Raw genomic sequence first — 19,196 nt, forward strand, 5'->3', positions numbered from 1 at the left:
GACGCCAAACTCGGGTTCTTTTGGCTTTTTGCGCAAGAAAAGCCACTGAAACAGCCTGTTTTCCCGAGAAAAAGTCGTACTAATGCAACGTTGCCCTCCGTTTCAAGCGTCGCTTGAAATGCCTCAAATACTTTCTCATGGACGTAAATCCTGCACCTACTAGATTAGGCCGCTCAATGCAGTGGAGACCTATGAAAAATGATCGTTCTGAACAGGGAAGTGGGCGAAGCGCTGAGACGTGACAAATACGTCAACGTTCGCGGTGGGGACTTCAACCTCTACGGTCATTTCGGCGATTTTGTCCGGCTGACCAAAAGCTGGGAAAACATGGAGCCCGACAGTTACTACGGCCAGGCCGAGTCAGGCATGCGTTTTCGCCGCTACAGTGACTTCGAATACAACCCTACGACCCGAGAGCTCAAGCAGCTCGAACACCGGGCCTACGTTCAGTCCAAGGCCAACAACAGCTATGTCGGCGGACTGGAGCGTCACTTCCAGGACTTCTCCAACGAAGTGATCAATTCGCCGGTGATGCGCAGCCTGATCGACACGGACTTCGAGGTGTACAAGAATGTCCTGCCCCAGGACTTGCACGATGAAATCTGGCAGTGCCAGATCCATCAGATCCGCATCGAGATCAAGCCGGGCAAACAACTGGAAATCACCCCCGAAGGGATTCACTGCGACGGCTATCCGTTCAGCGGCGTGCACTTCTGGGGCCGCCAGAATGTGGCGGGTGCGGAGAGCCGTTTGTACAGCGCCCAGGAAGAACAACTGGCGGCGACGACCTACGAGGACATCCTCGACACCACGTTCTTCCTGGACCGCGACATGCGCCATTACGTGACCCCGGCGCGCAACACCCATAGCCATGACATGGCCTACCGGCAGATCCTGGCCATTTCCTTCTCGCGGCCCGGGACCGCTTTCGACATTGTTCGCTGAACGGCTCGAACCCATGGACGACCCGGTGCAGCAGGTCCTGTTGCGCCGGGCCATGGTCCGGGACGCCGAGCGACTGGAGCGGTTCTTTCGCGGTTTCGACGAAGTGTCGTTCTGCGAATGGCAGGACGCCCGATTCTTGCGCGGTGTGTTGTTGCAGGACACCACCACCGCGTACCTGGCCATCGATGCGAGCGGTGACGTGGTGGGCGCGGTGATCGGCGGCATGCTCGGTACCCGTGGCACGATCAATCACTTGGCGGTCAGCCCGCAGCATCGCACCAAAGGCCTGGGCCAGCGCCTGGTCGAGGCCGCCTCGGCTGACATGAAGCGGGTAGGCGTGCTGCGCATGTTCCTTTTCGTCGACGATGCTAATCTGGCCGGCAAGCGTTTCTGGGCCGCCCAGGGGTTCTGTGAGCCTCGGGGTGAAATCACCTTCGAGAGGGATTTATGAACAAGACTTCCAGCCAGCCGCTGGCGGTCGAACCACAAGCCTCGCGTACCTTTGCTGAAGCCAGTCCGGTGGTAGCGGGTTATTTCACGGTTTCGTTTGTGTTCGGTCTGATGGCGGTCAACGCCGGGCTGCCCCTGTGGTTGCCGGTGGCGATGTGCCTGTTCGTCTACGCGGGGGCTTCGCAATTCGCGGCGCTGGCGTTGATTTCCAGCGGTGCGTCACTGACCACCATCGTGCTCACCACGTTCCTGATCAATGCCCGGCACATGCTGATGTCGGTCTACATGGCCAAGGCCCTGCGTGCGCTGGGCCTCAGTCGTTTCGAGCGCTGGTGCTACGCGGCAGGTTTGACGGACGAGTCATTCGCTTTCCACAGCGTCAAGCTCGGCAGCGGGGCGCCGGTGAGCGTGCGCTACCTGGTCGGTTTCAACCTGTTCTGCCATACGTCCTGGGTGCTCGGTGGCTTGCTGGGCGCGGTGTGCGCGCAATACGCGGCGCACCTCATCAAATACCAGCTCGACTATGCGCTGACCGCGATGATGCTCTATGTGCTGGTTTCGTTGTGCGACACCCGCAACAAACTGATCGCGGCCCTGGCCGCTGTCGTCTGCATGGGCGGGCTGAGCCTGCTGGGCAGCTCGCCGTTCAATGTCTTCATTGCCACGTTCGTTGGCTGCGGGGTGGGCGTATGCCTGACCAAACGTTCCTGATCCTGGTCGTGGTCCTGATGATGGCCGTGACCTTCCTGCCACGTGCCCTGCCGTTGCAGGTCAATACCGACCACTGGCCGCCCTTCGTCGCCCGTGCCCTGGAATACCTGCCAGTGGCGATCGTCGCTGCCATCAGCCTGACCCCATTATTGATCAAGGACCAGCAGATACAACTCGACCGCCCTGAGTTTTATGCCGCGATTCCGACGCTGTTATGTGCGTATTTCAGCCGCAACCTGTTTCTCAGTGTGGCGCTGGGCACGGCGGCGTACATCGCGCTCGGTTCGTTCCTGTAGCGTCAGGTCCACCACATCGTGCAGCGCCTGGCCAGACAACTCCGGATTATTCACCGCCAGGCGGACCTCGAGGAAATCCTCGAAGTCCGGGAAAATCGCCAGGCCGTTGCGCAGCGCCGCCTCCCGGGACACCAGCCCCAGGCCATCGAGCTGCGTGATCAACGACAATGTCAGCGTCTCACTGCAGGAATACACCATGCGTTGGCTCGACCCGTATTCACCCAGGCCTGCGTCGAGAAAGCGCAGGAAGCTGCGGGAATACGGACATTCTTCTGCCGGACGCACCTGAAACTTGTCCCCGAGCAGGCCAAGGGAGTCGTCTTCGTCGCCACAATGGGCGCCAACCACCCGCACCTGCACATCCGGCATGGCAATGCTGGTAAAACCGCTCTGTTGCTGCCCAATCAGGATCGCCAGGTCAAAATCTTCGTTCCTGAGCTTGCTCAGGTTCTCCATCGACTCGGCGTAGCTGAACTCCAATTGATACTGGGGGAACACGGCGATCAATCGATCGATCATCCGTCGGTTGAACTCCGCCGGCAGGGTGGTATTGAGCGCCACCTTGAGCGTGCGCTGTCGCGGTGTCTTGAGTGCCGCGACTTTTTCTTCCAATTGCCGGGTGGCAATCAGCACTTGATCCATGAAGGGGGTCAGTTCCGAGCCCTGGCTCGTCAACGTCAGGCCCTTGTTCGAGCGCCGGAACAACCGGAAACCGAACTGTTCCTCGACCTTGTTCAACTGCGCCGCCAACGCCTGCACCGTGAGGCACGAATGCTCGGCCGCTGCCGACAACGAGCCGGTCTGCACGATACGCATGAGGTTGCGTAGGGTTCTGCTATCCATGAGGTAATGCCCTCTGCTTAAGTGGGCTCGCTATTGTTGTGCACCTGGGCCGGCCAGGTGGTCATGCCGGCTATCATCATGCACCTTGCCACGCTTGTCGCGATTTTGTGCCGAAAAGCGCCGGGAGGCGATGGTTGGAGCTTATGCGGGATTTGCGGATTTTGCCCAGTGGATGCTGGCCAAGACCCATTAGTGAGAACCTGGTTGCGTTTGTTGGCCTGGAAAGCCATGCCGAATGGGTTCAACTAGAGTGTCGCTGGAGTCCACTTGCGAATAAAAACTTAAAAATAATCCATATGTGTACTATCCTCTAAGCGCCACCCCGCTAAAAAGGAGCCAAAGCCATGGCGACTTCCTCCATCACCCTCAACGCGCAGCAACAATTGGACTCCCCGGATGCGGGTCGAGTCGCGTTGAAGTTTTTCTTCAACCTCATGGCGCTCTGGGGTTGCAGCGTCGAGCAGCAGCGCACCTTGTTGGGCAAGGTGGGCAACACGACCTTCTACAAATACAAACAGTTGCCGGAGAACGTGAGGCTGCCTCGCGATACGCTGGAGCGCATTTCCTACCTCATGGGTATCCACAAGGCGCTGAGCATTATCTTCAGCAATAGCCGGGACCGTGCCTATCAGTGGGTCAGCAACCCGAATACCGCGGCACCGTTCAACGGCCAGTCGGCGCTGTCCTACATGTTGACCGGGCGGGTGGTGGACATCGCCGATGTGCGGCGATACCTCGACGGAGTGCGCGGTTAATGATGCCACCACTGGCGGACCCGCAATGGAAACGGGCCTATCGGATCGTCAACAGCAGCTTCCCTCCGATTTCGCTGTTTGAAGACGTACTCGACCCGGAAGACCTGCCCACGGCCTACGCCCTGGAAGCGCTGACCAACGATCGGCTGATGGAACAGGCCGGCGTGCTGTCCCGGGTCCGTCCCGAGGACCGTGTTTCCGGGCCCGGCTCCTCGCCGGTGATGGCGGCGTTTACCCACATTGGCAAAAGCAGCCGCTTCAGCGACGGCACCTTCGGTGTCTACTACGCCGCCAGCAGCCAGGAAGCCGCCATCGCCGAGACCTGCTACCACCAGGCGCGATTCCTCGGGGCGACCAACGAGCCGGACCTGGAGCTGACCATGCGCACCTACGTCAACAAGGTCGTCAAACCCCTGCACGACATTCGCCACGACTATCCCCACCTCCACAACCCGGACCCTACGGCTTACGGCCCATCCCAGGTGTTCGCCCGGCAGCTGCGGGAAACCTTGTCTTGGGGGTTGCTGTACAACAGCGTCCGCCTGCCCGGCCACGAATGCGTGGCCGCGTTTCGCCCACCGGCGGTTTCGGTTCCGGTGCAAGGCAAGCATATTCGGTACGTCTGGAGTGCCCAGAAGCGGGAGATTTCGTTTGTGTTCGAGGTGAGCGAGGTTTGAAAAGGGCTGCCAGGCAGCCCAGCGGGAGCAAGCTCCCTCGCCACGGGTATCCGATCAAATCTTGAACTGCTGCACCGAAGCCTGCATCGATCCCGCCGCATCGTTCAATTGATCCGCCGTTTGCGTCAGGTTGTGAATCGAACGGGTGTTCTCGCGGGACTGCTCGGCAATCGACTCCACCCGCTGGGCCATTTCATCACTGGCTTTGGATTGCTCGGCAATGGTCTGGGAAATTTCCTCCACCACTTCGGCCGCATGCCGGGCACCGGTGCGGATTTCGCTGATGGACACCCCGGCCTGCTGGGCCAGGTTGACGCCTTCGTCCACGCGGCTGACACACGCCTGCATGTTCGCCACCGCATCCCGTGCGCTGGACTGGATGCGCTCGATCATCGCGGTGATTTCCTGGGTGGACTGGGTGGTGCGCGCCGCCAGGTTGCGCACTTCGTCGGCCACCACCGCAAAACCACGGCCCGCCTCGCCGGCGCGGGCGGCTTCGATGGCGGCGTTGAGCGCCAGCAAATTGGTCTGTTCGGCGATGCTCTTGATCACCTGGATGATGGAATGAATGTCTTCGGACGAGGCGTCCAGCGCGGTGATCTTGCTGGAAGACTGGTTGACCACCTCGGCGATCCGGTTCATGCCTTCTACCACCCCGAGAATCACCTGACCGCCGCTGCTCGCCAATTGTTCGGACTGCGCCGAAATCGTCCGGGCGCTGTCGGCGTGCTGATGGATCTGGCTGATGTTCGCCATCATCTGCTCCATGCTCGCCGCCATGCTGGTCGCGCTCTGGGCCTGCTGGTCGGCACTGGAGACAATCTGCCGCGCCGTATCGCCCAGGTTCCGGGACGTGCCATGCAACTCATCGCTCTGGCCGCGGATCGTGGCGATCATCTGCCGCAGATTGGTCTGCATCTGCTCGATCACGCCTTGCAGCTGGCCCAGCTCATCCTTGCTTTGCGTGCCCATGGAGCGCTGCAGATCCCCTTGGGAAATCGCCTGGGTATTGAGGATGATCTTGTTCAGCGGTGTAAGCACCGCCTTGAGCAGGCTCCACGACAACAGCGCCAGCGCCACGCAAGTGGCCAGTAGTGTCGCGATCAGCCATCGCTCCGAGGTGTGAATGCTGTGGTCCTGATGTTCTCGCGAGGATTGGGCCTGGTTTTCGATCAGCTCACTCACTGCCTCGTTGCGCTCCTCCAACGCCGAAAACGCCCCGTCGAACTCCGCCCGCAACGCCTGGCCATCCTGGGCGCCGCTCAGTGCCTTGCTGATTATTTGCTTGGCTTTATCAATGTAGGTCTCCACCTGTGGCTTGAGCTCGACAATCGCCTTGGCGACATCCCCCGGCAACTTCGCCTCGGCATTTTCGGCGATGACCTTGCGCATCCGCTGTGTATGCTCATCGAACGCCTCCAGCACCTCCTTCGTCCCCTGGGCATCCCCCGGCTTGACCAGCAGAGCGGCGAGCACATCGGCACGAATGGCGTCGTGCATCATGTCCGCCTCCATGTGCTTGCGCATGGCGGAAATGCTGGTCTCGTTCTGCACCAGGGCCTCGGTCATGGAGTGATAGCCCCACAGCCCGATCCCGCCGAGCAGCAGCGCAAAGGAAAGACTGACCAACCCCGAGCCTATGACCTTGGTGCGGATCTTCATCGCTTACTGCTCCTGGAGCGGGAGAATTCTGGGAAAGTGTAGTCGAGCGCGAGCAGAGCCTTGCGGTATTCCAGGCGCTTATCCGAGGCTATCGGCGGGGGATTTGATTAGATGAATATGTTGCAAACTGTTTGGACAGGGGCAGGGTGGCGGGAACACAGCCCATTCAGACATCCCACAAACTCATTGCAGTCAGTCATTGTGTTCTGTCCCTAATCCGTGGCGAGGGAGCTTGCTCCCGCTGGGCTGCGAAGCAGCCCTTCTTCAACCTTTCCTGTCATACGGAAGAAACCCAATGCTGCTCGACCCAGCGGGCAGCATTGGGCCTGCGACCTTAAGCAGGGTTACTCCCCGGCGCCTCCAGCACCTTCACCACGTCGTCGATGACGGCCTTGCTCATATCCTGCAAATAACACGACGCCCAGGCATACCGATCCGTACCGCGAATCATCGCCGCGTCCTCGGCCAGGACCTTGGCAACGTGGAGCAGATCGGAAGCGTGAGACAGGGCTTCGCCGATGGGTATGCCGCTGTTGACGCGGAATAAAGGGCGGTCGGAGTGGTAGCAGAAGGGGGTTAGGCCTGGGGTTTTGAGGTCTTTGGGATGGGTCATTGAGCACCTCCATTTGCCAATTGGCGGCGGACGATGACTAGCAAAGCGATAAAGCGAGACTGCAGCAGATCCATGGCATGCATCGATAAACTCCCATATCAGATGAGAGCTGCCACGTTCGTTCTCAGGCGAATGGGTGGCAGCTGTGCGCAGGCTGAGAAACCGGAGATACAGGAACCCGGCAGACCCGAAGGTCTCCCACGCACAGCCGCCATTGCACGGAATGCGGACATAAAAAAACGCCGCAAAACGTGGTTCGGGCGCTGTAGCGCCTGCATCTTACTCGGGTTCTCAGGCCCGGTCGCTGAATTGGCAGCGACTGTTGAAGAGTAGTCAGCGATTGGAGGAGGGGCAATCGTGGCGCGATGCTGGCGAATCCAAAATTGCGTATCCAGATTTTACCTGGCTTGTAGCTTCTAACTGGCTGGAGTCCAGTGGTCTGAAACCTTCTTTTCATGGGGCGCTGGCGAAGCGATTACAGAAAATCGTCGATATCCACTCGTCGCCACTGTCAGTCCTGACAGTGGCGAATTTATTGTGGATACATCCAAGCTAGGTTTGTCCAGTCTGGACGCAGTGTGGAAGAAGTCATCTGGCTCAAGGTGGTCTTCAGGATGAGGCAATTTATTCTTTCCGACATCTTGGCTTTTCCAGCCTCTTCCGCTCAGTCGCATGCAACGATTCCATTGATGGAAGGGCCTGGCATGGTCATTGATGGTGAAGTATTTAGAAGTGAATACGCGGATGTGAACGGCATTCGCATGCACTATCTGGTGAGCGGTAACGGTGAAAAACCGGTACTTCTGATCCATGGCTTTCCGGGAAGCTGGAGGAACTGGGAGGCCGTGATGGGGCGCTTGGTGCGCGCTGGCTACACCCCTGTCGTTCCTGATTATCGTGGCGCCGGAGAAACGGATATTTCAGCCAGTGGGTATGACAAGAAGAACATGGCGCTGGATCTGCATGAGCTGATTAAAAAACTGCAGATGAATCGGGTTGATGTTGTGGGGCACGACATGGGTTTGATTGTCGCCTATGCCTACGGCGCACTTTATCCATACGAAACCAAACACATCGTCTTGATGGACGGCTTTATCCCGGGCATTCCAGGGTGGGAGATTCCCTTTAATGGCAATCCCGCAACCGGTATCTCGAGCAAGTGGCATTTTCGCTTCTTTGGAAGCACCGCCGAAAAAATGATCAAGGGTAAAGAAAAGATTTACCTGGACATGTTTTTCGATGAGTTCGTTTACCCAGGAAATCCCAAGGTAACGCAAGAGGTGCGTGAGGCCTTGTTGAACGACTATTCCCGGTCAGGGCGCATGGGCGCGGCTTTCAAGCTTTATTCGGCCTGGATAGAGCATGACGCAAATGACAACCAGACATTCGCTGAAAATAAACTGACCCTCCCGGTGCTCACCATTGGCGGGGATCACTCAAGAGGCAAGACGTTGGCCGAGCAAGTGCAGCACATTACCTCGCAACCCCATTCCTTGATCTTGCAAAATACTGGGCATTGGGTGCTTGAGGAGAAAGCGGAGGCTACCAGTCAAGCGATCCTGGATTTCTTGCGAAATTAAGGAATGCATAGGTCTTGGCGAGTTGCGACGGAGGCGGGGGGGGTAGGAATATCGATACCCCAGTATGAAAAAGGGGACGTATTTATTTTCCGAATCGAAAGTGAGGTGCCTGTGCGCAGGAGTGCTACGTTTGCGGACGGACACCGATACGGTTAGTGAAGCATTGCGCAAATTTGCTGTGGGCTCTTACACCGGCTTCGCCAGTCCATGACCAGCCAGCCCCTAACTCCCCTCAATCAAAACCCGCTGCTCCAGCCAAATCTCCTGAACAAACTGATCCGTAATCGCGTAAATCCCATGCCCGCGCCGCATGATGATGTTCTCCGCTACTAGCGCGATTACCACCGGTTGAATCTCTTCAACCCGCACCTCTCGCCCTACTGACTTTGAATACTCGGCCGCTGCGTCGATGGAAAAAATCCCTCGAGCATCGCCTTCTGTAGATGCAATTTTGTTGAAAATCGCCAGGGCCAGGCTGCCCAGTTGCTCGACTTTTTCCAGCTCGATGTTCGCTGCAGCCGAACGTAGAGTGCTGGCGATTACGGGAAGAAAGAGGTCGGGGTCTCCGTCCTGCTGCAAGAGTTGGCGTAGAGCCTTGAGCATCTCCTCGGGTCGATTGCCCAAGGTATTGAACGCCTCGATAGCGGTCTCCACGGACGGCAGCTTTTCTTTTTTCACGGTCATGGCAAGTCGGTTGAGCAGGAACTCCACGTAGTCACCTTTGAGCAGCGGGTAGGCGGCTGATGTGGCGCCGGAAAACGCCTGGTTGCGTTTGGCGGTCAGTTCGCTGACTTGTGCCCTGTGGGAGCCGGTTCCGATAAACAAGAAGTAACCCGGTGTATTCGGGCGAGGGTTGATTGCATCGCGTGCGGCCTTGAGGGCCAAGAGCATTTGATTGCCATCGTCGGAGGAGATGGCGTGCTGCACTTCGTCAATGATCAGGACCAAGTCGGTCTTGGCTTGGTCGACGACTTCTGTCAGTGCTTGCGCCAGTGTCGGGCCGTCGGGGTTACCGATGCTGTCGAGTTTGAAGCCGAATTTGAACCCTGCGGCGCCTGCCTCGACATTACTGACGCGCTTGAGTATTTCCAGGGCAGAGGAGCCCGGCGTTTGCAGATCTTTCAGCGTTTTATGTATGGCGTTGTGCACGAGCGTGGCCGGGTTGGCCAAGGTGTCGCTCCATAGATCAACGTAGATGACCAGAGCGCCCGCTTCTTCCAAGGCCGGAATGAGGTCATTTCTCAGAAAAGTCGTTTTGCCTGTACGGCGCAAGCCAGACAGGAACAGACCTGAGCGCAGGCCTTCATCGAGCACGCCTGGATGGAGCAGCTGATTTGCCATCGATTCAGCCAGTTCAGGGCGTTGAAATATGCTGCTCATGCAATTATCCCTTTTTATGGACACGCCATAATTATTGCCAATTCATAATTTAGCATAAAGACTCACTGTAAAGACCAATGTCATTACAGCGAGGGCTATTCCATGGCGTCCATCAATGTCCGTATCGACGACGACCTCAAGGCGCGAGCTTACCGCGAGCTGGAGAGGCTCGGCGTTACCCCTTCAGAGCTGATGCGCCAAGCCTTGCAATACGTAGCAGAGCGCGGTCAGTTGCCCTTTAAGCCAGTTCTGATGACCGAGGACGATGAAGCCTTGATCGCAACGGTTCGCGAGCGGCTGGCTAATCCCCAGCGGGTTAAGGTTTCACTGGATGACCTATAGCCTCGAATTCGATGCGCGGGCGTTAAAGGAATGGCATAAATTGGGGGATACCGTGCGCCAGCAGCTCAAGAAGAAGCTAGCCACGATTCTGCTCAATCCGCGTATTGAGGCCAACCGTCGGCATGCCTTGCCCGACTGCTACAAGATTAAACTGCGCAGCAGCGGTTATCGGCTGGTTTATCAGGAGGTCATGGTGTTTGTGGTGGCCGTCGATAAACGCGAGCGTGAGCAGGTTTATCGCAAAGCGGCTGAGCGGTTAAGTTAGCGAGTACGCAACGTATAAGTGAAAACCCAAAAGCTGCCGTGGCGACAGGCAGCAGAGGGCTGATTCTGTTGAAAAAGTCGGCCATGGTTTGCGCATCAGAAAAGTACGCATCCGAGATTGAGTTTTTTCTTTTGGCAGAGGCTTCCGGACTCGGGTTTCATGTAGCAGCGTGCAAAAAAAGCGTTTTAACAGCCAATGATCAGGCCGTTTGGGCTGAGCGACTTTTTCAACAGAGTCGGCTAAAAGCGGCCCTTCAACTGCACGGCGACTACGCAAGCTCACAGCGGCAGCGGCCGATCCTGGACAACCCGTTTCATCACCAGCGTCGAGGTCAGCCGCTGAACATTGGGCAATGTTGAAAGGCTCTCGTCATACAGTCGCTGAAAGGCCGGCAGGTCCTGGGCGATGACGTGCAGCAAATAATCCGGCTCGCCAAACAATCTTTGCGCATCAACCACCTGGGGGATCTCAATGAGCGCCGCTTCGAACGCCTCTACCGCTTGCCTATCCCCCTCTCGCAGGGTGGCGAATACCATGGCGGAAAAGTTCAGGCCGAGCGCGGCGGGGTCCAGTTGCGCCCGATAGCCGAGCAATACACCGGACTCTTCCAATGCTCGCACTCGACGATGACAAGGTGAAAGGCTCAGGCCGACCCGTTCAGCCAGTTCAGTGACCGAAAGGCGACCATCCTTTTGCAATTCGGCAAGAATATTTCGATCAATTCTGTCCACGCAGTAAAACCTTCCAATACGTAGTGTCGTCACGACAATCTTTGAAAGAATATTCTAGCCGACTTTCATTATTCTTCCTTCAGCCATAAACGACCGAGCCTTTCCAAAGAGGCGCGATCCTGGATTGATGGGAAGCGATGATGACAAGAACAACGTTGTATCAACCGGCGTGGGTGACGCCATGACCTTCAGTGTGTTCGCCGCGTTCTGGGCCGTGTCGATTCTGTTCGTCATCACCCCGGGTGCAGATTGGGCCTACGCGATATCCGCAGGCTTGAAGCATCGCGTTGTTATTCCTGCCGTGGGTGGACTGTTATCCGGCCACCTGATCGCCACGATGATCGTCGCGGCCGGTGTTGGCACGTTGATAGCCAATCACCCGCTGGCATTGTCCGTGCTGACGGTGGCCGGCGCGGGTTACCTGCTTTGGTTGGGGGCCAATATGCTTGCTCGCCCTTCCACACCGCACGCCGATGCAAGCCAAACGACCGACTCATGGGCGCGATGGGCGCTAAAGGGACTTTGCGTGAGCGGGCTGAATCCGAAAGTGTTTCTGCTGTTTCTGGCGCTCCTGCCGCAATTCACCGACACCACCGCGCCGTGGCCTGTGCCCATGCAGATGATTGCACTCGGGCTGATCCACACCATCAGCTGTGGAGTGATCTATCTGCTGGTCGGATTTGGCTCACAAGTCGTACTTCGAGCACGCCCTGCCGCTGCGCATCTGGTCAGCCGTTTGTCTGGAGTGATCATGATCATCATCGCGCTAGTGCTGTTGATCGAGCAGTTACACGCCTAACCCATCCTGTCAGCGAGACGTCCCGATGAGCGAGCAAACTTCACCCTACGACCGTTCCCCCCAGACAAAACCTGCGACACGAATCCGGATCCCGCACCTCAAACAGATGAAAGTGGAAGGTCGCAAGTGGGCGATGTTGACGGCGTATGACATGTACAGCGCCGCCATTTTCGAGGATGCCGGCATACCTGTCCTGCTGGTGGGCGACTCCGCCTCTAACAATGTCTACGGCAACGAATCAACGCTTTCGGTCACCGTCGACGAACTTATCCCTCTGGTGCGAGCAGTCAACCGCTCGACACAGCGGGCACTGGTGATTGCCGACCTGCCTTTCGGCTCCTATCAGGCCTCACCGGAACAGTGCCTGCATACCGCCGTTCGATTCATGAAGGAAGCCGGTGCCCATGCCGTCAAACTCGAAGGCGGGATTGAGTTGCTGCCACACATCGAAAAGCTCACTCGCTCGGGCATCCCCGTCATGGCACACATCGGCTTCACACCACAGATGGAACATCAACTGGGCGGCTATCGTGTGCAGGGCCGAGGTGACGATGCACAGCGCTTGATAGACAGCGCCAAAGCACTGGAAGCCGCCGGTGCCTTCGCGGTTTTGATCGAGATGGTACCCGGTGAAGTCGGAGCCGCGATCACCCACGCTATTTCCATACCTACCGTCGGGATCGGTGCCGGAAACCAATGTGATGCTCAGGTACTGGTTTGGCAGGATATGGCCGGTTTGCGTCAGGGGCGCCTGCCGCGATTCGTCAAACAGTACGCCGACCTCCGTTCCGTACTTCAAACAGCGGCAAGAGATTTTGCACTGGATGTGGAAGCCGGGACATTTCCTGGTCCCGAGCACACTTTTTAACGAGCGCCCCGCCGCTACCAGGAAGCCTTTATGAAAAGCCCGAGAGAACGTGCCGCCGAAGGACTCAACGTAGGAGACCGCTTCACCGTTGTCCGCTGTTTTTCGCGAGACGATATCCATCAATTCGCGCAGATCTCTCGGGACTACAACCCGGTCCACTGCGATGCGCATTACGCGCAGTTGCGCAGGTTCAAGGCACCTATTGCTCATGGCCTGCTAACGGCAAGTCTGATTACCGAGATCGGCGGGCAGATCGGTTGGTTGGCCACCGGCATGAGTTTGGAGTTCAAGCGTCCCGTGTACCCAGAGGAACAGATGACCTGCCATTGGCTCATCGTTGACATCGATGAACGCGGTCATGCGAAAGCCGAGGTCAGGGTACTCAACGAAGAGGGGGTCAGTGTGCTGCAGGCAATAACAACGGGCGTGCTACCCGGTGCCCAGGAGCGTGAATGCTTGAAGCGTATGCTTGCAGAGGGAGATCCTACCAACGGTGCGCGGTGAGGATGAGAGTCAAACATCCATCCCGGCACGATGATTCTCGTTGATCCCGATACCGGCACTCAATCGCTGCTGGCTAACGGCGACGGCTGTTTTCTGATCTTTGTTTGGTGGTTGAACGGCCAGGGTTTTCCTAAGCGATGAGTGAGTCGCTCCCACAGGTTTTTAGGGGGTGGAGGAAAAGTGAGCACCTAGAAACAACGAAGCCCTCGCATTTCTGCGAGGGCTTTGTTTTGTATGGTGCGGCACCAGACGAACGGTAGTAGTCGGCGGGGCTAGGTTTTCTGCGGGTCTGGAATTCGGTGGAAAATTTGGCGTACCCCGATAGGTAACTATAAATAAATCAGCTAGTTATGGAGGTCAGTGGAATCGAACTCGGGCGCTTACGTACCTATCCTCCAGGGCAATCTGGCTATTGATCGACACCTAAAGCTTCCCTCAAATCTACTGTGCGAAGCACTCTTTAATACTTTGTCCTATGGACGCGATAAATCTCCCTTCTATGTGCGTTGTAGGATGCATCTTAAATGAAACGCTGATTAGGCAGCGGATCATGCGGCTACCTTTTTCAGTCATTCACAGCTTAGAAGCACGTACGTAATCTGTTTCGGTTGAAGCGTGCCAAGGCCCAATGGATTCGTGTAGATTCGTGCCTAGTGGTACCCGTTGAGTGCGAGCAGGGAGCAGAGGGTGTCAATGATTGAGTACCCGATGCACCGCTGAATTGTAAACACCAGTCGAAGGTGAATGTATGGATGCTGTAAAGGCCGCGCAATGGGAAAAAGATTTCGCCGGGAAGATTATTGGGAACTGGTGTGTAGGGGCACTTATAGATAACGGAAAATCTGCTGCCGTATTTGAAGCGTTTGCAGATGACGGCCAGAAGGTTGCGTTGAAGATATTCGATGATGAGTTAATTCAACGTTATGGAGATCGGGTTCAACTGGCTCGAATTGAGAGAGAGTTGCAGTTGGTTGGTGTGCATCATCCTAATATGGTAGCGGTGATAGGCGGCGGCTTCGATCACGAATCATGTAATCATTATTTGGTCATGGAATATTTGTCAGGGGAGAATTTAAAGCGAGTTCTCGATAAGGTACCACTTGATAAAGTACCTACTTTGATAAGCCAGCTTGCAAGCGCTGCTCAGTTTCTAGAAAGTCGGAATTTAGTTCATCGGGACATAAAGCCTGAAAATATTGTTTTGCTTGATGATTATAGCCGACTGGTGTTGCTTGACTTTGGTGTTATTAAAGTGGTGGGTGAGGCCGGCTTAACTGATGGTGATGGTATTCAGCAGTTTGTTGGAACTTTACAATATAGCTCGCCAGAATTTTTGTTAAGAAATGAATCTCACGATATAGCGGGGTGGCGAGCACTCACTTTCTATCAGATAGGCGGAGTAATGCATGACCTGATCATGCGTCGGAGGCTGTTTGAGGAGAGTACTATTCCATATGCGCGGCTTGTTAACGCGGTCCAAAACGAAGTTCCTGTCATCGAGGGGCCTGAAACCCTCCATCGATTAATACACGTCGCAAGATGTTGCCTTTTAAAGAAGCCAGAGTTAAGGCTGGGATGCTTGACTTGGGAAGACTTTTCGCTCGAAAAGCTTTTTCCGGCTGAAGGAGTATCTGCAAAACAGAAGGTCCTAGATAGGTTGTCTTTCAAACGCGCTCAGGGATTGGAACGAAGAGAGCAGCGAGCCGAAACGGAGGCGGATAAAAATTTCTTTTTTGGTGAGGCAAAAGATTTTATATCGGTAGGTATTAGAAATATAAGAGCGGATGTGTTACCTCCGGTTAGTTTTTTGGGTAATAAAAAATGCTCTAGATGTATTGTTGTAAAGTTCGCCGCTAGCTCAGACTTCGGGTTGGATGATGGGTTGGTTTTTGTCGTCCATATCTTGATCAGAGATGCAGTAGAGAGAGCTCTCACGTTATCTTTTGAAGGTTTTCGTGATGCGATTCCTGGAGGCATAGATTGTTCTGGATTCGAAGATTTTTATGACGGTGTCTTTGACGCTGGCGGAGTTATGAGTGCGTTAGAGGATGCGCTTTTTAAGTGCGTTGATAAATTTCAGGAATAAATAACTGTCAGAGGGTTTTATGGAAGAGACATGGTGGGCAGATATTGAAAAGCTTGACGATAACCAGAAGGAGGTAATCTCCCTCGATATGAACGGAAATTTTTTAGTTTTAGGACCGCCTGGCTCAGGGAAGACGAACCTGTTAGTTATGCGGGCGAAATATTTGCATGCGAATAGCTTAAAGAATTTCTCTGTGCTAACCATTGGTAGAGTATTGCGTGAATTTTTAGTGATGGGGGCAGATCAGTACACGTTTCCTCCTGAGCGGATACAGACATATGTTTCATGGGCCCGAGGTTTACTAGAGTCTAATGGTATCGAAGTTGATTCGGAAGGCGACTTTGATGATGTTCGGGACGCTATCCTTCAAGGGTTGAAGTCCCTATCTATGCGAGGGAATTTAGAAGATCGGTTTGACTGTATTTTACTCGACGAAGCCCAAGACTATTCTGCAGATGAAATAGAGGTCATTTCGTCCTTTGCAGATCGTATATTTGCTGTCGGGGATGAGCGCCAGCGCATATACTCTCAGAACGGTGGTTTGGACGCACTAAAGGCATTCTGTGATGATGTAAAAAGTTTGCCGCATCATTATCGTAACGGTCTAGAGATATGTAAAGTCGCCGATGGTATTCGCAATCACAATGGTACAGACCTATCGCTGGAAATTAATTGTAATTATGTGGAGAGTGATAATCCCTCTACCGTAGAGGACTTTTCTGGTCTATCGCTGGAGCAGCAAATAGCAAAATGCATCGACTCCGTTCGTGATCAGTTACGGGCATATCCGCTTGGATTAATTGGTGTTCTGTGCCCTAAAAATGCGGATGTGACCGAGGTCGCCAGAGTCTTCGGGTTGTCTGATATTAACGGTGATACCCAAGTCCAAAATAGCACACTTGGATATCACTCATTTGAGCCAGAGAAACGTATTGTAATAACGACAATTCATGGGGCTAAGGGCCTTGAGTTCAGAGCGCTGCATCTGCTGGCCATGGACAAAGTGACCAGATTTAAGGCGCAAAAAAACATGTCGTTCACCGCTGTATCTCGAGCAAAAACATCGCTTGCTATTTATTCGGAAAGGGCGCTGCCTGGGTATATCCAGAAAGGAATCGCTCTCTTGACTGTTAACTCGCAGCACCCTGTTTCTGCTGCTGAATTATTTAAGGCTAGAGGCTGAGATGTATACATTATCTATGGGTCGAAAAGACTTCGTATCTTGGCTAGGGGATCGAATTACGCTCCCTGCTAGAGATAATACCGCTAAGAGCGAGATTCTGGATGTGCAGAGTGGGGAGGTTCTTCTTGTTTGGAGCAGAAAACCTACGCTGAAAACCCCAGAGGCTCCTCTAATTATAGTTCCAGACGCGGATTTGGTAGATTTTTTTGCTTTTGTGAGTACGTATGTCGGATCGTATAAACCATTTTCAGCGTTCTTTAACGTTATAGGCCTTGGGGTCGCGCGTAGGATATTTAATAAGGTACAAGGGCTACCTGAAGATATATTGTCTCGCTTTGTCGCAGTCGTAATTGCTGAGGCATATGTCCAAATGGGTGGAAAAAAAGCCGGAGTTGCAGATGTACCTGTATCTGCTTGCTTTGGTACATTTTCTGACTCAGTAATTCAGATGGTAAATTATGATGATAAAAGCGATCAGATTGATGAGTTGGCTGATCGTTGGTCAGAGGCAAGGGATTTGCTTGGTGGCGAAATGCTACCTCTATCAGTTGAAGAGCTTATTGGTTTTTGGAAGCTAGTTCTTGATAGCTTGACATATAATAGTAAATCTTACTCGTTGCTACAGGAACCATCAGCCCCTGGTACGCTTGACTTTATAGGTGCAGTTTTACTCGGGCGGAAATCAATTACATTAGAGTGGGAACTTATTACCGAAAATCTACCAGCTTCGCGAAATGCGTTGAAACTCATGGATGGTAGTAGAGAGGCACGGGTAAGAGCCTTTGATGAAGCAATAACTGAAATACTAGTATCGGGACGCGGTACTCAGAGCTCAAACTCCATTATTGCAGGGTATTTGGCTGCAAGAGTTGGAGGCGGGTCATTGCAGTATTTGTCTCTGGCGTATGATTTGTTCCCGAAACTAAAACTTGCACCACTTTGGTTTGCTCTTTTTTCCGCCTTCACTCCAGGCTCCGACTATATATTTATTGGGGACAGCCTTGGTCGTAGACTTGCGCGTGAGCGTGTTGGACGGCGAGGTTTCTGGGAAACTAGTCAGTCAGATATTTCGTTAGATGAATTGCGAGTTGTTAGTATTGATGATGTGGGCGTGCCGCGTACAAGAAGATTGCGGCAGAGCACAATTGAAGTCGAAATTTTCCCTAAAGTTTCCGCAACTTTCAGAGTTGGTCGAAGAAAGGTTAACGATGATCATGAGGTTGCTCTAAAAAATAGGAATAAAGAGATTCGCTATTTACTAGATAAAATATCCAGTTTGTTGGAGACTAAAGACGATCGTGATCTTCATGCTGATCGTAGTAGAGAAAAATATTCAACTGGAAGAAAGGTGGGCAGGCAGAAAGAGTTTTGATTTAGTATTCCTCTCCCAAATTTTTATAAAGGCGGGAGAGGCTTGGCCCGACAGGGAGCGAAAGTCGCGAAAAGCGTACAGATTTATTTCTAGATAAGCTTTGAGGTCTTGTCTTAAAAATAAATCTGTCCCTCTTTGTTCTTTGCCGTGATTAATATTCGAGTTATCTGCTGAGCTAAAGTGTTAATAATCTAACCAAACCGTTATGTTACGCCCACACCGGGGCCGTTGCGGCATCAAAGAAATCCACATTGAGCCCAGGCCGGTGAAGATATGCGTGCGCATTTGCCTTAGCTCTTGTATTTGCCTCACTATACTCATTGCCGTAAATACTCACGAACACTTTGCTTATCTGACTATTCTTAATCTGACTGAAAATGTGTTTGTCGTTCTCATCCATTGAGTGTCCGTATATAAATAGCGTCCCTTTGAGATTTCTTAGTTCCTGAAAGCAATAGTTAAGGTACGGATTGTGTTCGATCTTCTTGAGCTTACCCTCATGACCGGGCTCGGAAACAAATAGGGGAAACTTTCCCTGCTCAAGATTTTGTCTAACCTGCTCGATAATTGTTTCTCCATCCTCAGTAAAGGCATGTTTTTTTATGTTTGAGCCAGTATCGTATATATGGAGTCCTCCATGCAAAAAATGAACTTCTTGATTTGTGCTATGCCCTGCCCATCGCTGCTGGGCTCGAAACCCATCGTCAGTTCTATAATTGTGCGGTGGCAAATCATTCTTATTTCTAGACCAGTAAAGCAGCAGGTCGTAGTTAACAGTGAATATTTTGTTGAAGCCGGAGATAAATTTACGCACGAAGGTATATTGCGCATCCGAGACTTCATTCGGCACATGTGGATGGGTGTTCGAAATCGCAGTTATTAAAGCTTGTTTCAGCTTCTCCTGATCTTGCTTTATTAGATTAATGGTTGCCTGTTCTACCCCATATGCTTTGCAAACAATCTCGGCTGCGACCAATTGCCTCATGATTGCTTCAAAATCATAGGTATTCAAATTTGTGAATAACGATCTAATTATTGCGTCTCGTTCACCGAAGTTCGCAGCTTCAAGAAGGTTTGCGTAGTTAAATATTTGCGCATTCCAAGCTTGAGAAAATCCATTCGCTAACAAAATCG

21 protein-coding genes are annotated in these 19,196 nt (G+C 53.6%); 15 read left to right on the top strand and 6 right to left on the bottom strand.

What is annotated here, in order from left to right:
- Positions 1 to 198 precede the first annotated feature (198 nt).
- Genes J4E53_RS23985 through J4E53_RS24000 form a run of 4 tightly spaced genes read left to right on the top strand, consistent with a single transcriptional unit; the run spans position 199 to position 2,402 of the window.
- On the top strand, positions 199 to 945 hold the full coding sequence (locus J4E53_RS23985) for a 2OG-Fe dioxygenase family protein (RefSeq protein ID WP_060739644.1): 747 nt from the start codon (positions 199 to 201) through the stop codon (positions 943 to 945).
- Positions 946 to 958: 13 nt separating this feature from the next.
- Positions 959 to 1,396, top strand: coding sequence for a GNAT family N-acetyltransferase (locus J4E53_RS23990; RefSeq protein ID WP_170842317.1), 438 nt, complete (start codon positions 959 to 961; stop codon positions 1,394 to 1,396).
- The gene (locus J4E53_RS23995; protein ID WP_053117411.1) at positions 1,393 to 2,106 is read left to right on the top strand and encodes an AzlC family ABC transporter permease; all 714 of its coding nucleotides are present in this window, start codon (positions 1,393 to 1,395) and stop codon (positions 2,104 to 2,106) included. The genes J4E53_RS23990 and J4E53_RS23995 overlap by 4 nt, the downstream gene beginning before the upstream one ends.
- Positions 2,085 to 2,402, top strand: coding sequence for an AzlD domain-containing protein (locus J4E53_RS24000; RefSeq protein WP_060739643.1), 318 nt, complete (start codon positions 2,085 to 2,087; stop codon positions 2,400 to 2,402). Before J4E53_RS23995 ends, J4E53_RS24000 begins: the two co-directional genes overlap by 22 nt.
- Here J4E53_RS24000 and J4E53_RS24005 read toward each other — a convergent pair.
- Positions 2,319 to 3,245 (bottom strand): LysR family transcriptional regulator, encoded by a 927-nt coding sequence (locus J4E53_RS24005; protein WP_060739642.1) that lies wholly within the window; start codon positions 3,243 to 3,245, stop codon positions 2,319 to 2,321. The genes J4E53_RS24000 and J4E53_RS24005 overlap by 84 nt on opposite strands.
- A gap of 344 nt (positions 3,246 to 3,589) precedes the next feature.
- Between J4E53_RS24005 and J4E53_RS24010 the strand changes: the two genes are divergently transcribed.
- Both J4E53_RS24010 and J4E53_RS24015 read left to right on the top strand, forming a co-directional pair.
- Positions 3,590 to 4,000 carry an MbcA/ParS/Xre antitoxin family protein gene (locus tag J4E53_RS24010; protein ID WP_103308418.1) on the top strand — a complete coding sequence of 137 codons (411 nt, stop codon included), beginning with the start codon at positions 3,590 to 3,592 and terminating at the stop codon, positions 3,998 to 4,000.
- Positions 4,000 to 4,677 (top strand): RES family NAD+ phosphorylase, encoded by a 678-nt coding sequence (locus J4E53_RS24015; protein WP_103308417.1) that lies wholly within the window; start codon positions 4,000 to 4,002, stop codon positions 4,675 to 4,677. Before J4E53_RS24010 ends, J4E53_RS24015 begins: the two co-directional genes overlap by 1 nt.
- Positions 4,678 to 4,731: 54 nt before the next feature.
- Here the strand turns inward: J4E53_RS24015 and J4E53_RS24020 are convergent, their stop codons facing one another.
- Together J4E53_RS24020 and J4E53_RS24025 are read right to left on the bottom strand one after the other, a co-directional pair.
- Positions 4,732 to 6,339 carry a methyl-accepting chemotaxis protein gene (locus J4E53_RS24020; RefSeq protein WP_103308416.1) on the bottom strand — a complete coding sequence of 536 codons (1,608 nt, stop codon included), beginning with the start codon at positions 6,337 to 6,339 and terminating at the stop codon, positions 4,732 to 4,734.
- A 334-nt stretch (positions 6,340 to 6,673) separates the two neighbouring features.
- The gene (locus tag J4E53_RS24025; protein WP_060739638.1) at positions 6,674 to 6,952 is read right to left on the bottom strand and encodes a DUF3077 domain-containing protein; all 279 of its coding nucleotides are present in this window, start codon (positions 6,950 to 6,952) and stop codon (positions 6,674 to 6,676) included.
- Between the two features lie 578 nt (positions 6,953 to 7,530).
- Between J4E53_RS24025 and J4E53_RS24030 the strand changes: the two genes are divergently transcribed.
- Positions 7,531 to 8,532, top strand: a complete 1,002-nt coding sequence (locus tag J4E53_RS24030; protein ID WP_256587152.1) for an alpha/beta fold hydrolase — start codon at positions 7,531 to 7,533, stop codon at positions 8,530 to 8,532.
- A 222-nt stretch (positions 8,533 to 8,754) separates the two neighbouring features.
- Here J4E53_RS24030 and J4E53_RS24035 read toward each other — a convergent pair whose 3' ends face one another.
- Positions 8,755 to 9,912, bottom strand: a complete 1,158-nt coding sequence (locus J4E53_RS24035; protein WP_092146503.1) for an AAA family ATPase — start codon at positions 9,910 to 9,912, stop codon at positions 8,755 to 8,757.
- 102 nt (positions 9,913 to 10,014) lie between these two features.
- Here J4E53_RS24035 and J4E53_RS24040 point away from each other — a divergent pair, with 102 nt between their 5' ends.
- Together J4E53_RS24040 and J4E53_RS24045 are read left to right on the top strand one after the other, a co-directional pair.
- Positions 10,015 to 10,254 (top strand): type II toxin-antitoxin system RelB/DinJ family antitoxin, encoded by a 240-nt coding sequence (locus tag J4E53_RS24040; protein ID WP_103308415.1) that lies wholly within the window; start codon positions 10,015 to 10,017, stop codon positions 10,252 to 10,254.
- Positions 10,244 to 10,519 carry a type II toxin-antitoxin system RelE/ParE family toxin gene (locus J4E53_RS24045; protein WP_103308414.1) on the top strand — a complete coding sequence of 92 codons (276 nt, stop codon included), beginning with the start codon at positions 10,244 to 10,246 and terminating at the stop codon, positions 10,517 to 10,519. Before J4E53_RS24040 ends, J4E53_RS24045 begins: the two co-directional genes overlap by 11 nt.
- A gap of 278 nt (positions 10,520 to 10,797) precedes the next feature.
- Here the strand turns inward: J4E53_RS24045 and J4E53_RS24050 are convergent, their stop codons facing one another.
- Positions 10,798 to 11,250 (bottom strand): Lrp/AsnC family transcriptional regulator, encoded by a 453-nt coding sequence (locus J4E53_RS24050; protein WP_060739637.1) that lies wholly within the window; start codon positions 11,248 to 11,250, stop codon positions 10,798 to 10,800.
- 181 nt (positions 11,251 to 11,431) lie between these two features.
- On the opposite strand from J4E53_RS24050, the gene J4E53_RS24055 reads away from it, so the two are divergent.
- The 6 genes from J4E53_RS24055 to J4E53_RS24080 all read left to right on the top strand — a co-directional run bounded on the left by J4E53_RS24055 (position 11,432) and on the right by J4E53_RS24080 (position 18,062).
- Complete coding sequence (locus J4E53_RS24055) at positions 11,432 to 12,049, top strand: LysE family translocator (protein ID WP_060743092.1); 618 nt, start codon at positions 11,432 to 11,434, stop codon at positions 12,047 to 12,049.
- 25 nt (positions 12,050 to 12,074) lie between these two features.
- Complete coding sequence (gene panB, locus J4E53_RS24060; protein WP_060739636.1) at positions 12,075 to 12,917, top strand: 3-methyl-2-oxobutanoate hydroxymethyltransferase; 843 nt, start codon at positions 12,075 to 12,077, stop codon at positions 12,915 to 12,917.
- Positions 12,918 to 12,947: 30 nt separating this feature from the next.
- Entirely contained in the window at positions 12,948 to 13,421 is a 474-nt protein-coding gene (locus J4E53_RS24065; RefSeq protein ID WP_103308413.1) for a MaoC family dehydratase, read from the top strand.
- Positions 13,422 to 14,169: 748 nt separating this feature from the next.
- Complete coding sequence (locus J4E53_RS24070) at positions 14,170 to 15,507, top strand: protein kinase domain-containing protein (RefSeq protein ID WP_103308412.1); 1,338 nt, start codon at positions 14,170 to 14,172, stop codon at positions 15,505 to 15,507.
- Between the two features lie 19 nt (positions 15,508 to 15,526).
- Positions 15,527 to 16,690 carry a UvrD-helicase domain-containing protein gene (locus J4E53_RS24075; RefSeq protein ID WP_103308411.1) on the top strand — a complete coding sequence of 388 codons (1,164 nt, stop codon included), beginning with the start codon at positions 15,527 to 15,529 and terminating at the stop codon, positions 16,688 to 16,690.
- A gap of 1 nt (position 16,691) precedes the next feature.
- Positions 16,692 to 18,062, top strand: a complete 1,371-nt coding sequence (locus J4E53_RS24080; protein WP_146042609.1) for a hypothetical protein — start codon at positions 16,692 to 16,694, stop codon at positions 18,060 to 18,062.
- A gap of 208 nt (positions 18,063 to 18,270) precedes the next feature.
- Here J4E53_RS24080 and J4E53_RS24085 read toward each other — a convergent pair.
- On the bottom strand, positions 18,271 to 19,196 hold a 926-nt coding region (locus tag J4E53_RS24085; RefSeq protein ID WP_207268196.1), incomplete at its 5' end, for a DUF4917 family protein.

Source organism: Pseudomonas sp. FW305-28 (genome assembly GCF_017351395.1).
Taxonomy (GTDB): Bacteria; Pseudomonadota; Gammaproteobacteria; order Pseudomonadales; family Pseudomonadaceae; genus Aquipseudomonas; species Aquipseudomonas fluorescens_AA.

What these genes read in the sequence shown, in the direction of transcription:
- J4E53_RS24075 (WP_103308411.1), top strand. Translation starts at nt 15,527, where the DNA reads ATGGAAGAGACATGGTGGGCAGATATTGAAAAGCTTGACGATAACCAG.
- J4E53_RS23990 (WP_170842317.1), top strand. Translation starts at nt 959, where the DNA reads ATGGACGACCCGGTGCAGCAGGTCCTGTTGCGCCGGGCCATGGTCCGG.
- J4E53_RS24065 (WP_103308413.1), top strand. Translation starts at nt 12,948, where the DNA reads ATGAAAAGCCCGAGAGAACGTGCCGCCGAAGGACTCAACGTAGGAGAC.
- panB (WP_060739636.1), top strand. Translation starts at nt 12,075, where the DNA reads ATGAGCGAGCAAACTTCACCCTACGACCGTTCCCCCCAGACAAAACCT.
- J4E53_RS23995 (WP_053117411.1), top strand. Translation starts at nt 1,393, where the DNA reads ATGAACAAGACTTCCAGCCAGCCGCTGGCGGTCGAACCACAAGCCTCG.
- J4E53_RS24040 (WP_103308415.1), top strand. Translation starts at nt 10,015, where the DNA reads ATGGCGTCCATCAATGTCCGTATCGACGACGACCTCAAGGCGCGAGCT.
- J4E53_RS24055 (WP_060743092.1), top strand. Translation starts at nt 11,432, where the DNA reads ATGACCTTCAGTGTGTTCGCCGCGTTCTGGGCCGTGTCGATTCTGTTC.
- J4E53_RS24005 (WP_060739642.1), bottom strand. Translation starts at nt 3,245, where the DNA reads ATGGATAGCAGAACCCTACGCAACCTCATGCGTATCGTGCAGACCGGC.
- J4E53_RS24010 (WP_103308418.1), top strand. Translation starts at nt 3,590, where the DNA reads ATGGCGACTTCCTCCATCACCCTCAACGCGCAGCAACAATTGGACTCC.
- J4E53_RS24070 (WP_103308412.1), top strand. Translation starts at nt 14,170, where the DNA reads ATGGATGCTGTAAAGGCCGCGCAATGGGAAAAAGATTTCGCCGGGAAG.
- J4E53_RS24080 (WP_146042609.1), top strand. Translation starts at nt 16,692, where the DNA reads ATGTATACATTATCTATGGGTCGAAAAGACTTCGTATCTTGGCTAGGG.
- J4E53_RS24045 (WP_103308414.1), top strand. Translation starts at nt 10,244, where the DNA reads ATGACCTATAGCCTCGAATTCGATGCGCGGGCGTTAAAGGAATGGCAT.
- J4E53_RS23985 (WP_060739644.1), top strand. Translation starts at nt 199, where the DNA reads ATGATCGTTCTGAACAGGGAAGTGGGCGAAGCGCTGAGACGTGACAAA.
- J4E53_RS24000 (WP_060739643.1), top strand. Translation starts at nt 2,085, where the DNA reads ATGCCTGACCAAACGTTCCTGATCCTGGTCGTGGTCCTGATGATGGCC.
- J4E53_RS24015 (WP_103308417.1), top strand. Translation starts at nt 4,000, where the DNA reads ATGATGCCACCACTGGCGGACCCGCAATGGAAACGGGCCTATCGGATC.
- J4E53_RS24035 (WP_092146503.1), bottom strand. Translation starts at nt 9,912, where the DNA reads ATGAGCAGCATATTTCAACGCCCTGAACTGGCTGAATCGATGGCAAAT.
- J4E53_RS24025 (WP_060739638.1), bottom strand. Translation starts at nt 6,952, where the DNA reads ATGACCCATCCCAAAGACCTCAAAACCCCAGGCCTAACCCCCTTCTGC.
- J4E53_RS24020 (WP_103308416.1), bottom strand. Translation starts at nt 6,339, where the DNA reads ATGAAGATCCGCACCAAGGTCATAGGCTCGGGGTTGGTCAGTCTTTCC.